The sequence below is a fragment of the Winogradskyella sp. PC D3.3 genome (assembly GCF_054366245.1).
In genome coordinates, this window is the sequence record NZ_CM135962.1 from 102,183 (window position 1) to 115,396 (window position 13,214).

Genomic DNA, 13,214 nt, shown 5'->3' on the forward strand with positions numbered 1-13,214 from the left:
TGTCAAGTAAATAAGGGTTTATTTTAAATTGAAGCCAATCGCTTTAAAATCTTTCCAAAATTGAGGATACGATTTACTCACAACATCAGCGTTTTCAATTACAATTGGCACTTTTAAACCCAATGGAGCAAAAGCCATTGCCATTCTATGATCATTATAGGTTGCTATTGCAATATGACTATTGCTTTTTTCTGACGGTTTTAAGTGTAAAGACAGATCCGTAATAATAACGTGCGCACCTAACTTTTCAAGTTCCGTTTTAAGTGCCACTAAGCGATCTGTTTCTTTTATTTTAAGCGTATGTAAACCTATCATATAACATTCTAAGCCTAAACCAAACGCTGTTACAGCTATGGTTTGTGCAATATCTGGTGCGTTTTTTAAATCTAATTCAATTTTAGAATTAAGGTCTATATTTGACACTTTTCGAAGTATAATTGATTCGTCTAAAAACGTCGTCGTGACTCCAAATTTCTCATAAATATCCGCTAATACAGAATCTCCTTGTAAACTCTGATTTTTATATGCTGCAATCGTAATTTCTGTATCAACATCACTTAAAGCTATTAGACTATAAAAATAGGAAGCTGAAGACCAATCAGATTCAACCGTTAGTGTTTGAGGTTTTAAATCAGTAGTATTAGGTTTTACTGAAATGATATTTTCTACAAAACTAGTTTCTATACCTATACTATTTAGCAGACTCAAGGTCATATTAATATATGGCACAGATGTTATTTTCCCTTCTAATGTTAATTCTAAACCGTTTTCTAATTTTGATGCGATTAGCAATAACGCCGAAATATACTGACTGCTCACATTAGCGGCCAACGTAACTTTATGTTTTGTAAGTTCTTTACCTATTATTTTTAGCGGTGGAAAACCTTCATTTTCCAAATAAGAAATATCTGCACCCAATGCCGTTAAAGCATCGACCAATATTTTAATAGGTCGTTCTTTCATACGCGGTGATCCCGTGATAATTGTTTCTCTATCCTTCTGAATTGAAAAATAAGCCGTTAAAAATCGCATGGCTGTACCAGCATGATGAATATCTATGAGTTCTGCTTCTGAAATCAATGCTTTTCTCATAAGTACTGAATCATCAGAATTAGACACATTATTGATACTCATCTGAGGATACAAGGCCTGAAGTAATAACAAGCGATTAGATTCACTCTTAGATCCTGTAATTTGAATCTTCTGATGATTATGTAGTTTTGATTTTTGGATACTAATGTCCATAAAAAAGCTTTAAATAAAAATGAATAACAAAACTACTTTAATTTATCATTATTGTGATGCCTGTTATGATCTCGTTTTGTTTTTTTATCCATTTTCTTATCAAAAGCAGCTTGTAAATCTATACCTGTTTGATTTGCTAAGCATAATACGACAAAGACAACATCGGAGAGCTCTTCGCCTAAATCCTTATCCTTATCACTTTCTTTTTCACTTTGTTCCCCATAACGTCTTGCAATTATACGTGCAACTTCACCAACCTCTTCAGTTAACTGCGCCATGTTTGTAAGTTCATTAAAATAACGTACACCGTGTTCATTAATCCAATCGTCTACTTCTTTTTGTGCATTTTTAATATTCATATTTAAACTTTAGTTAGTACAATTTGTTCTGCTTGTTTTTCTACAATTTTACTATAAAAGGCTTTAAACTCCTTGTAATCTGCTGGCAAAATTAACGGATTAACAATATCGAATTGCGTTTTTAATTGTAGATATTTTCCATTTTGCTGCACAAGGTAAGAAAATGTGACGTTAGCATTTTTAAAATCAAACACTTCCGACTTTGGTAATGACTCTACATCATAGCCTTCTGGTAGCATAATATTAACCATATTTTTGTCGGTATATGGAATAATAAAATCAATTGGATACTCGCGTTCTTCTAATTTAAATGGATTTTCTTTTGTTGCTAAAAATAACAGTGGAGAAAAATAGAGTTTATCACCAACTTCATCAATACCATCAGATAATTCATATTGGTAAGTGATTTTAATTGGTTGCGTTATATCTTTATTGTTTTCAACAATTAGCTCGCTAATTTCGATATCTCCTTTATCTTTTTCTAAAGATATAATATGATCTTCTTCCGTTAATACGGCATATCTATTTCTATGGAAATAAGCCATATAATCTGTAAGATGTTGGGCTACTTTTCCAGACACTGAGAAATCCTCATTAATAGTTACATTGAGCATTGAAGACTCTAAAGACTTTTTGTTAGGTTGAACAGAAATCCATCGTGATGCTTTATTCTCTTCAACCAATCGACCTTGCCAGTTTAATACACGCTGAGGCAATATGTTATTAGTACTGTATTCTTCTGTAGCATCTATTAACAGATACTCTTCTCCCTTCTGAACACTACAAATCACATAATTAAACCCTTCTCTTGTTGGAAAGAGTGGAATACCATTATTTCTTGTACTTACCAATACCGGATTTGCGTTTACACCTTGAGAACGCAACATTGAAACCATCATTAGGTTAATATCGGCAACATTACCTTCTCCATCTTTATAGGCTGATCTTATTCCTTTTTGAGCATACTTTCCATATCGACCATTCCACTTTACTTTAGATTTTACTAATCGCTCTACTGTCTTTGCTTTTTCAAAATCGTCATCAATACCAACCAATGCCGCTTCTAGATCATTTTTATAAATATTAAACCTTACCAATTGCCCTCCAAAATCATCACTATCATAAATGGTTTTTGAAACATCTTCCCAAGTCATTGAATATGTCTTATTAAGAATTTTCATATTATTTAAAGTCGCGGTCAACTCCATTGCCATTTTACTTCTGTAATTGTTAATACTACCAGCAAACGCCTCAGATTTTATGGCAGGAACATGCTCTTCATTAATATTAAGAATATTGATTTTATAATCAAATGGCGTACTTGTATTTTTAAAAGTTTCATTTATTTTAGGTCTAAATTTTGCTCGAAAATTAAGCTGCTTTTTATACACATAATACTCAGGTGTTGCAATACGAATATCCAATTTATTGACAGGAATGCTGAATTGAAAAATAATATCATCTATACTAATTCTAGGAGATGTGACCTTGTATTTATATTCAATTACAGTACCTTCTTTTACATTTGGCAAGGTAAAAGAACTAATTTTTGTAAACTCACTATAATCTTCCTCAAATTTACCATCACTTTTTAATTTATCTTTTTCAATTTTACCATCGACCATGTTATAAGAGAATCCTTTTAAGCCACTTAACGTCTCTCTTTGTCCTGTACCTTGATATAAATAGATTTTTTTAGTCGCCCATTCAAATCCATCCTTGTTGTATATTTTTATACGCTCATGGACTTCACGTTGTTGTATAAATCCTTCATTTGACGAAAAATAGAAACTAATATCTTCATTTCGATACAAAATGGCTGCAGACGATGCAGAATCTTTTGGATGATATTTTTCTTCTAATTCGGCATTTGAAATTTTTCCAAAATCATAATCCTGAGCACTTAAAAAATTAAAACTTAAGACTAATGTTAAGGTAAATAATAGATGTTTCATTCTTAATTTAATTGTTACAGTTGATTTTAATTGATAATTATTAAGCTTTAATTAAAACGATTTTACTTTTATCGTATTTTACAATTTGCTTTCTAAAATTTCTAAATGCTTTATAATCTTCTTTTGGGTAATTTCCTTTTAGTAAAATATAAGTTCGTGTATATTTTAATTTATTGCCGTCTAAGGTTTTTATATTAAAACTATACGTACCGAATTTGGTTTTTATTTCTTTAGAATCCGTCATAGCCTCGACGTTTAAACCTTCAGGTAATTGAATAATATACTCATCTGTATCTTTAAACGAACGGTCTATTTTAAATTCTAATTTTCTATCAATATATCTTGAAGGAATTGTTGTAACGGTATTAAACATATTGGGTTGAAAAATAAATCTATCACCACTCTTTGAAGCATAATTTGCGGCTAACAATTTAATGTTTTCCGTAAGTACAATATTCTCTTTATCATTTTCAATACTTATATTTTCAATAGAAATATTATTAATATTATCCCAATAGTCTTTGTAATGAATATGCTGATCGCGTTCTGTTTCATTTTCAATACCTTCATGAAGGCTATACTGATATCCTGTTGTTTTAATAGTTACATCTGCAGTAAATCCACCTGATGCGTCCATTACAACTGAAGCCTTAGTTTTCTGCACGCTATCATCTGCATCATAGATTTTAGTACGTACAATTTCACCACCTTCTGGCTTTACAAGTAGCACATCTCTATCATCTGTAAATCCCGCAGAAAATCCAAAAGGATTTGTTTGACTGGTACATTCTAAAAAAATATTATCACCATTATTAGGCACACACAAAATGGCATGATTACCCTGAGCTGATGAAAATTCGCTATCAATATCCAATAAGTTTCTTCCGCCATAAACCAAGGTATAATACGCAGGTACATCTACAGCTTCTAACAGTGCTTTTGTATAGTTCGTTAATCCTTTACAATCTCCATAACCCAGTTTATTAACATCATCTGCCATCATAGGTTTCCATCCACCTATACCAATCTGTACACTGATATAGCGTGTTTTATCTTGCATATATTTATAAACCAATTTAGCACGTTCAATTTTATCATCTACACCATGGGTCAATGCTTTTACATCGTCTATCGCAGATTGCGGCAATATATCTGTACCGGTTAACAGTTCTTTATAAACCCATTTTCCAAAATCTTGCCAATTGGTATTTACACCTTCCACACCATTCATATTAAATTTGGTCAATGCTGGTTTTACATTAGGAGTAAATGTGACGAGAGATGGGCTATACGATTCGTAATTAACACCAGGTAAATTCTCAATTTTAAAATGGTGTTCTGAAACTTCAATGACATTATTCGCTTCAAAATTTTCTTTTTTTATTTTTAGAGGGATTCCTGAATTATTTTCAATCTTATATTCAGCGTGCTGAATGGCTAAAAAATAGCCATTAACAGGCCTCCACTGTGGCATAAAGGCTGTTGTATTATGTCTAACTTCAGATAGAAATTCAATCGTATAAGGATAACTTATGGGTGTGTAATCGTAATATTTAATACGACTATCAGAGTATAATGTGCCACCGCTTACTGCACTATTATCCGTAAAATCATTCTTTCTTATCTTCTTAATTTCTTTTCCAAAACTGTCGTAAATCTTAGCTTCTATTGTTTTAATACTAGAATTTTCACTATAGAACTCTAATAAGTTAGCGTGCTTATCACCATACTTGTTGTAAATGGTAACAATACGCTTTGTATGTACCACCATATCATCAATAGCATTAATTTCTACTTTTTGATTATCATACCTGACGACAGCATTAACTTTTGTCATTAATTCTTGCGGAGCAAGCAGTGCTACATAGTTGTCTTGAGACTGAGAAAAGCTAAAAATAGAAACAAAAAATAAGTAAGAAATAAGGCTAATCTTTCTGGGTATTGACCTGAGCATTAGATAGTTTTATTCGGGTTAAGTTTTACAATATATGAAGGAATAATAAATTGCCAAACTATTTCCAATATAAATCTCTTACGTTTCTAAATTATTTAATGGCAGCCTATTTGTTTCAAAATTTAATTATTGAATTTCGATTTATAATTAAATACTGATGCCTTTTAAATCGTATTAGGCCATTGCTACTAGCAGGAATTACAAATAAAACATTTAGAATTATATGCGCTATAATTTGCACTTAGATATTACGCTTTGTTTTTTGAATCGATAATGATAGTGACTGGACCATCGTTAACCAAATGGACTTTCATGTCAGCACCAAACTCTCCAGTTTGTATGGATTTTCCTAATGTAGTTTGAAGTGTTTTAATAAATTTCTCATACAATGGAATAGCAACATCTGGTTTTGCTGCTTTGATGTAACTTGGACGATTTCCTTTTTTTGTACTGGCGTGCAGTGTGAATTGACTTACCAAAATCACATCGCCTTGAGCATCTTTTAAAGATAGATTCATTACATCATCCTCATCGGGAAAAATGCGAAGATTAGCTACCTTATTACAAAGCCAATTGATATCGTCTTGAGTATCGTCGTTTTCAATACCTAAAAGAATGAGAAGGCCTTTTTGTATGGAAGCTACTTTTTCATTATGTATTACTACTGATGCTTCTAAGGTTCTCTGAATTACTATTTTCATTAATTGATGATTTACTTCAACGATTAATTTCTACTGACTACTGAGCATCGTCCCAATTATCTGATCTGTAATGCTCATCTTCTCCTTCTAAAATTTGAACATAACTTTTATATCTAGAATAGGAGATTTCGTTTGCTTCTAAAGCCTCTTTAACCGCACATTTTGGTTCGTTTAAATGGATACAATTATTAAACTTACAATTTTGCTTTAGTGCAAAAAACTCAGGAAAATAATCACCAACTTCTTCCTTTTCCATATCAACAACACCAAAGCCTTTAATTCCTGGTGTATCAATAATAACCGCATCAAAACTGAGGTCGAACATTTCTGCAAATGTTGTGGTATGCTGTCCTTGGCTATGCTGAGAAGAAATAGCTTTGGTTTTTAGATCTAAAGATGGCTCAATAGCATTAACTAAAGTTGATTTACCTACTCCTGAATGACCAGCAAACATACTTACTTTGCCTTTCATAAGGGTTTTTACTTTATCTATATTTTTTCCTGTTGTTGCAGAAATCCCTATACACTCATAACCAATAGCTCTATATATACTGGCAAGGTATTTCACCTCTAATAAGGTCTCTTCGCTATAAGTATCGACCTTATTAAACAGTAAAACCGTTTTAATAGAATAGGCTTCTGCTGTGACTAAGAATCGGTCTATAAACGTGGTAAACGTTGGTGGGTTATCGATGGTTACTAACAAAAACACCTGATCAATATTTGAAGCAATGATATGTGTTTGCTTAGAAAGATTTACCGACTTACGAACGATGTAGTTTTTACGTTCTACAATTCTGTGAATTACACCAGTTTCGGTATTGTTTTTTGTTTCCAATTCAAACTCCACTTTATCGCCAACAGCAATTGGGTTGGTGCTTTTTATACCATCCAGTCTAAAACGGCCTTTAATTCTGCATTCATAGAATTTACCGTTCAGCGTTTTAACTGTGTACCAGCTACCTGTAGATTTATATACTGTTCCTGTCATTACTACAAAGATGGTCATTATTGTTTAATGGAACAAAAAAAGGCCATCTAATAGACCGCCTTTTTTTATTAAGTTACTTATAGGTGCTCTTAATTGATGGTCATTCTACCTAATTTATCCTTTGATTTTCTCGAAGAGTAAATAATATACTCAGAAGGCGACGTTCTAAAAAACACTCTTGGACGTAAGACCAATTGATATTTTTCAATATTTTCTTGATCTAATCGCGTAAAGCTACCGTCATCATTAAACGTCATAGCAGCAGGTACAGCCTTATTATAATTCCCTAACCATTTAATGTCTTCGATATCTGTTACCCCATAATTTTTAGTATTGTCATTAAAAATAACCGTTAATTTATTATTATGATAAATAGGCATTGCACTTAAATATTCTGGCCCTTTCCCCATAACCGTTAATGGAATCATAATGCCTGCGCTAACAGAAAAATTTCCTTGATTTGAAAAGCCAAATATACCTAAAGACAATGTTGTGTAACTTGCTTTTTGTTTTTTAGGAATAACATTAGACCATGCTACTGTACCATCTGGATTTAATGAGGTTACAATAATTTCATTGTTTACAAACGTAATTGGTGTAAATGCTAAAGGACCAATTCCTGAAGATTGTCCTTGGATTACCAATTGATACTCTGACAGCAGTATTAAACCTCCATCATTTTTCTCAATTAAGCTATGGGTTACGTATAATGGTTTTACATCTTTTCCTTTCTTAGCACGACGTTCTCCAATTAATTTAACTTTAGTCTCATAATCAAACTCATTAAAATTAAGACGTTCAATTTCATTAGTCTCCACTATTATAGATGCGGCATAAATTCCTTTTAACTCCTTATTTGCCTTACCATTCTTTCTTACGCTCGAATAAAAACCAACCAAATGAAGCTTACCCTCTTTATTAGCTAACATTTCACAATTAATAATTTCTTTATCGGTAAACTTTATATCGATAACTTCTTTAGCATAACCTTTAGCACTTTTAAACGCATGCACCTGAAATTTCTCATTATTTGTTTTTGTTTTTCGGTCTCTAAAACTTTCATTAATAACCAAAAACACATCATCATTTACACTTACATCATAATCTGATATCGTAAACTCAAGATCTTTTCTATCTTCAAAAGGCACTTTTTCTATATGAGACATTGCTGTATCTAAATTCTCATCTAGTAATTTAATTTCATACTGAATCACCTCTTCTTTATCAAAAAGTGCTGCATGCATAATTAAAAAACGATCTTTAGTAGGAGAATCCTTGAAATAAAACGCCCCTTGTTCTCTTTTCTTCGTAACTTGAGTTGAAAATATTTTTACAAAATCTGTAGAAAGCTTTCCTGTAGACAATACTTCAACACCAAACAAATGTGCCGTTTTATCTTTTTTAGCATAAACACTTCCAAAAACATAAATTTTAGTGCCAATGATGGCTATTTCTTCAAAATCTATAGATCGGTCTTTAAAATCAGAAAGGTCGATTTCATTTGTAGAAATAAGTGACATATCTGTCGACTTGAATACTTTAATAAAGTATTTTTTCTTTTTGTTGGCGAGGGCAAAAACTTTGCCATCAACCTCTCCTGCTATTCTAACTATTTTTTGAGAATTATCTTCTATTTCGGTTCCATGGGTAAACGTAAAATCTCCAACTTGAATTTGAGAAAATGCGAAAATGGTAAACAACAAGGTAATGGTAAGCGTTAGGTAATTTTTAAACATCCTAGTAGATTTAGTGTTAAGTTGACAATTATAGGTGTTTTTATTCCCAAATACTTTATTAATTGAAATTATTAACCAAAACACTAGAGATTTATCAATAGCACAAAAAAAAGGCTCGCAAATTGCGAACCTTTTTTATTTCTAATATTTCTAATACTACTTAGACTTAACTATTAACTATTTTTTCTTGATGATTAATAGATTCTTGATGAATCGCCTTAAACATGCGTAAAATAAACTCTTCACTTAGTCCTCTTTCATCACCTTCTAATACCATTTTACCTAAAATTTCATTCCAACGTTTATTTTGTAACACGGCCACGTTCTTTTGTTTTTTAAGTGTTCCAATACCATCAGCCACCTTCATACGTTTACCTAATAAATCAATGATTTGATTATCGACAACGTCTATCTGAGCCCTTAAATTATTAAGCTCTTTATTATACTCTGCTTCAGGATCTGATTCTTTTCTTATTCTTAAATCATCCATAATTTGCACTAAACTACTTGGTGTAACTTGTTGTGCAGCATCACTCCATGCATTATCTGGGTCAAAATGTGTTTCTATCATTAAGCCGTCGAAATTAAGGTCTAAAGCCGTTTGAGAGACCTCTAAAATCATATCTCTATTTCCTGTAATATGCGAAGGATCATTAATTAAAGGCAAATCTGGAAATCTATTTTGAAATTCAATTGCCAATTGCCATTCTGGTATATTTCTATATTTAGACTTTTCATACGTAGAAAAACCTCTGTGTATAGCACCTAAATTTTTAATTCCTGCAGAATATAAGCGTTCAATACCACCTAACCATAACGATAAATCTGGATTTACTGGATTTTTAACCAATACAATTTTATCAGTGCCTTCTAATGCATCAGCAATTTCTTGCATAATAAATGGACTCACTGTAGAACGTGCTCCAATCCATAATAAATCGACATCATACTCTAAAGCTAATTTTACATGCGCTGCATTTGCAACTTCTGTACAGGTTTTCATTCCTGTTTCTTCCTTAACTTTTTGCAACCATTTTAAACCTAAAGCTCCGACACCTTCAAAATTTCCGGGACGTGTTCTGGGTTTCCAAATACCTGCTCTATAGTAATTAACATCAGTATCTTTTAGCTCGTGTGCTATTCTTAATACTTGCTCTTCAGTTTCCGCACTGCAAGGACCTGCAATTACTAATGGATGATCTAGATTCATATCATCTAACCAGGTTCTCATTTCTTTCTTGTTTTCCATTTTTGCTTTTTTAATCTTAATTACTATTGTATTCCGTTTAATATGTCTTTTATATAATTTGTTTTTTCCATTTCGTTATAAACCGCTTCAAAATCTCCTTCTTCCATTAATTTTTTGAAGTGTTGTAAATTCAATATATACTCATCCAATGATTCAATGACATTGGTGCTATTCTGTTGAAAAATTGGTGTCCACATCGCTGGTGAACTTTTCGCTAAACGCACTGTGCTAGCAAATCCACTTCCTGCCATATCAAAGATATCGCGTTCATTTCTTTCTTTATCAATCACTGTTTTCCCTAGCATAAACGCACTGATATGTGATAAATGCGATACATAAGCAATATGCTTATCGTGTGCTTTGGGATTCATATAACGAATTCGCATCCCTAAATCTGAAAATAACTTCAATGCTTTTTCTTGAAGCTTAAAGGCTGTTTCCTCTACTTCACAAATAATATTAGTCTTGTTCTTATACAAATTATGAATTGCCGCTTTTGGACCCGAATGTTCTGTACCTGCAATTGGATGCACCGCTAAATAATTTCTACGTTTAGGATGCTCTTTTACAACATTACAAATATCCTCTTTCGTAGATCCTGCATCAAAGACAATAGCATCGTCCGAAATATAATCTAAAACTGTAGGTAAAACTTTTAATGTTGCATCTACAGGAATGGCTATAATAACTACATCTGCAATATTTAAATCTTCATAATTTGCTTTTGCATCAATCACTCCTAATTGCAAAGCTTCATCTAGATGTGCCTCAGTGGTATCAATTCCAAAAACCTTACAATTTGGATGCAAGGCTTTTATATCTAAAGCAAAACTTCCTCCTATTAACCCTGTTCCTATGATAAAAATATTATTCACTTTACTTTTTTTGTTTTTTAATAATCATTGCATTACGCAACTAAATATTGTCACACTCTCGCAATTGCTTCTTCAATAATTTCTTCAGAAGCACATAACGAAAACCGCACATACCCTTCTCCATTGCTGCCAAAAACAGTACCTGGAGTAATAAATATAGAATACTCCTTTAATACCATATCTGTAAATTCTTCAGATTTCACATGTGGTGGTAATTTTCCCCAAACAAACATACCTGAAGCATGCGTATCATAAGTACAATTGAGTCCGTCTGCTAGTTTCCATACTAATTCTCTTCGGTTTTGATATACACTATTTAAACTCTTAAACCACATTTCTGAACATTTTAAAGCCTCAATAGCTCCTTTTTGTATGCCGTAAAACATACCAGAATCCATATTACTTTTAACACGTAATACAGCACTTACAAAATCGTAGTTACCAACCAACATCCCAACACGCCAGCCTGCCATATTAAATGTTTTACTTAAAGAGTTCAACTCTAAACACACATCTTTTGCATTCTTATAACGTAAAATACTAATTGGTTTATCGTTGAGAATAAAACTATAAGGATTGTCATTTACGATTAATATATCGTGTCGTTTCCCAAATTCAATTACCTTATCATAAAACTTATTAGTGGCATTTGCACCTGTTGGCATATGGGGATAGTTAATCCACATAATTTTTACACGTTTTAAATCTAAACGCTCTAAGGCTGCAAAATCTGGCTCCCAATTATTGTTTTCTTTTAAATCATAAAACACAGGTTTTGCTTCTAACAGTTTCGTTACAGAAGCATATGTTGGATACCCTGGATTTGGGATAAGCACTTTATCACCTTTATTTAAAAACGCCATCGAAATATGCATTATCCCTTCCTTGCTTCCCATTAAGGGTAATACTTCCGTTTGCGAACTTAAGTTTACCTGATAATGCGTTTTATAAAATTTTGAAATCCCTTCTCTTAGTTCTGGTAATCCTTGATAACTTTGATATTGATGTGCTTTTTCATCGATTAAACTATCTTGAAGCAACATTGAAGCTTTAAATGGTGGCTCTAAATCTGGACTACCAATACCTAAATTAATAATTGGTTTTCCTTGTGATTTTAAAAGTGCCACTTCTCTCAACTTCTTAGAAAAGTAGTATTCTTCAACATTTTGTAAACGTTTTGCAACTTCTATCATGGTCTTGCATTTTTATATTCTCCTAATACTTTAAAATTCTCAGCCATTAAACTTATAATAGACTTGGCTTTATCATAATTTTTATAATCTTCAAATGTTACATCTACAAAAAAAGCATATTTCCAAGGTGTATCTATTTTTGGTAACGATTGAATTTTGGTTAAGTTAAGTTTACAATCACTCAACACATTTAATAAGGCTGCTAAACTGCCACGCTTATGGTCTAATTCAAATTTTAAAGAGGCCTTATTAATCTGCTCTTTTTCTGCTTGGTTATTTTCGCGTTTTACAATCACAAAACGGGTCTCATTATGTTGAATCGTCTGAATACTTTCTGCCAAAATATTAAGATTGTATAGTCGCGCGGCATTTTTACTCGCTATGGCTGCTATTCCTTTTATATGTTGTTCAGAAATTTGCTTCGCCACATCTGCTGTATCTTTAGCTTCTACCAATTTGATATGTGGGTAATCTTTAAAAAACACTTTACATTGTAACAACGCCATAGGATGTGAATGTACCTCTAGAATATCTTCAATAACTTGATGCTCTAAAGCCATTAAATGATGCTGAATATCTAAATAACATTCACCAACAATACTTAACTGATGATTATCTATTAATGCATAATTGGGTATAATTGAACCTGCTATAGAATTTTCTAAAGCCATAACTATTTCGTCCGTTTGCTTCTCTAGCAATGTATCAATTAAGCTATCAAAAGTCATACATTCAACCACATCAGATTCATTATTAAAATAATGCTGTACAACTTCGTGATGGAATGACCCCTTTATTCCCTGTATGGCTATTGGTTTTTTCAAAATTTACTTTTATTATTTTATGTCCTGAAAACCCTTCAGGTACTTTTAACTTCAAAATATCTTAAACAAAAAAAGTCTCGATTAAATCGAGACTTTTAAAACTATATTTTTAAATAAAACATACTCAGTCTC

Annotated in this window: 11 protein-coding genes; all 11 read right to left on the bottom strand. The window is 32.1% G+C overall.

Annotated elements, in window-relative coordinates:
* Window positions 1-18: 18 nt before the first annotated feature.
* Entirely contained in the window at window positions 19-1,245 is a 1,227-nt protein-coding gene (locus tag ACXGSQ_RS00485; RefSeq protein ID WP_458627706.1) for a 3-phosphoshikimate 1-carboxyvinyltransferase, read from the bottom strand.
* Window positions 1,246-1,277: 32 nt separating this feature from the next.
* Entirely contained in the window at window positions 1,278-1,604 is a 327-nt protein-coding gene (locus ACXGSQ_RS00490) for a nucleotide pyrophosphohydrolase (RefSeq protein WP_458627707.1), read from the bottom strand.
* Window positions 1,605-1,606: 2 nt separating this feature from the next.
* Window positions 1,607-3,559 carry a transglutaminase domain-containing protein gene (locus tag ACXGSQ_RS00495; RefSeq protein ID WP_458627708.1) on the bottom strand — a complete coding sequence of 651 codons (1,953 nt, stop codon included), beginning with the start codon at window positions 3,557-3,559 and terminating at the stop codon, window positions 1,607-1,609.
* 40 nt (window positions 3,560-3,599) lie between these two features.
* Window positions 3,600-5,396, bottom strand: a complete 1,797-nt coding sequence (locus tag ACXGSQ_RS00500; RefSeq protein ID WP_458627709.1) for a DUF3857 domain-containing protein — start codon at window positions 5,394-5,396, stop codon at window positions 3,600-3,602.
* A 365-nt stretch (window positions 5,397-5,761) separates the two neighbouring features.
* Entirely contained in the window at window positions 5,762-6,214 is a 453-nt protein-coding gene (dtd, locus tag ACXGSQ_RS00505; RefSeq protein WP_458627710.1) for a D-aminoacyl-tRNA deacylase, read from the bottom strand.
* Between the two features lie 37 nt (window positions 6,215-6,251).
* Window positions 6,252-7,205 (bottom strand): ribosome small subunit-dependent GTPase A, encoded by a 954-nt coding sequence (rsgA, locus tag ACXGSQ_RS00510; RefSeq protein WP_458629297.1) that lies wholly within the window; start codon window positions 7,203-7,205, stop codon window positions 6,252-6,254.
* Between the two features lie 89 nt (window positions 7,206-7,294).
* A complete protein-coding gene (locus tag ACXGSQ_RS00515) occupies window positions 7,295-8,941 on the bottom strand; it encodes a hypothetical protein (protein WP_458627711.1) in 1,647 nt (548 codons plus the stop codon).
* Between the two features lie 166 nt (window positions 8,942-9,107).
* On the bottom strand, window positions 9,108-10,190 hold the full coding sequence (locus ACXGSQ_RS00520) for a chorismate mutase (RefSeq protein WP_458627712.1): 1,083 nt from the start codon (window positions 10,188-10,190) through the stop codon (window positions 9,108-9,110).
* Window positions 10,191-10,213: 23 nt separating this feature from the next.
* A complete protein-coding gene (locus ACXGSQ_RS00525) occupies window positions 10,214-11,065 on the bottom strand; it encodes a prephenate dehydrogenase (protein WP_458627713.1) in 852 nt (283 codons plus the stop codon).
* A 50-nt stretch (window positions 11,066-11,115) separates the two neighbouring features.
* On the bottom strand, window positions 11,116-12,258 hold the full coding sequence (locus ACXGSQ_RS00530) for a pyridoxal phosphate-dependent aminotransferase (RefSeq protein WP_458627714.1): 1,143 nt from the start codon (window positions 12,256-12,258) through the stop codon (window positions 11,116-11,118).
* Window positions 12,255-13,082, bottom strand: a complete 828-nt coding sequence (locus ACXGSQ_RS00535) for a prephenate dehydratase (RefSeq protein WP_458627715.1) — start codon at window positions 13,080-13,082, stop codon at window positions 12,255-12,257. The genes ACXGSQ_RS00530 and ACXGSQ_RS00535 overlap by 4 nt, the downstream gene beginning before the upstream one ends.
* Window positions 13,083-13,214: the final 132 nt, after the last annotated feature.

Excerpts from the sequence above, each read along its gene's own strand:
- ACXGSQ_RS00500 (WP_458627709.1), bottom strand. The coding sequence starts at position 5,396 with ATGACAAAAGTTAATGCTGTCGTCAGGTATGATAATCAAAAAGTAGAA.
- ACXGSQ_RS00520 (WP_458627712.1), bottom strand. The coding sequence starts at position 10,190 with ATGGAAAACAAGAAAGAAATGAGAACCTGGTTAGATGATATGAATCTA.
- ACXGSQ_RS00515 (WP_458627711.1), bottom strand. The coding sequence starts at position 8,941 with ATGTTTAAAAATTACCTAACGCTTACCATTACCTTGTTGTTTACCATT.
- ACXGSQ_RS00490 (WP_458627707.1), bottom strand. The coding sequence starts at position 1,604 with ATGAATATTAAAAATGCACAAAAAGAAGTAGACGATTGGATTAATGAA.
- dtd (WP_458627710.1), bottom strand. The coding sequence starts at position 6,214 with ATGAAAATAGTAATTCAGAGAACCTTAGAAGCATCAGTAGTAATACAT.
- rsgA (WP_458629297.1), bottom strand. The coding sequence starts at position 7,205 with ATGACAGGAACAGTATATAAATCTACAGGTAGCTGGTACACAGTTAAA.
- ACXGSQ_RS00485 (WP_458627706.1), bottom strand. The coding sequence starts at position 1,245 with ATGGACATTAGTATCCAAAAATCAAAACTACATAATCATCAGAAGATT.
- ACXGSQ_RS00530 (WP_458627714.1), bottom strand. The coding sequence starts at position 12,258 with ATGATAGAAGTTGCAAAACGTTTACAAAATGTTGAAGAATACTACTTT.
- ACXGSQ_RS00495 (WP_458627708.1), bottom strand. The coding sequence starts at position 3,559 with ATGAAACATCTATTATTTACCTTAACATTAGTCTTAAGTTTTAATTTT.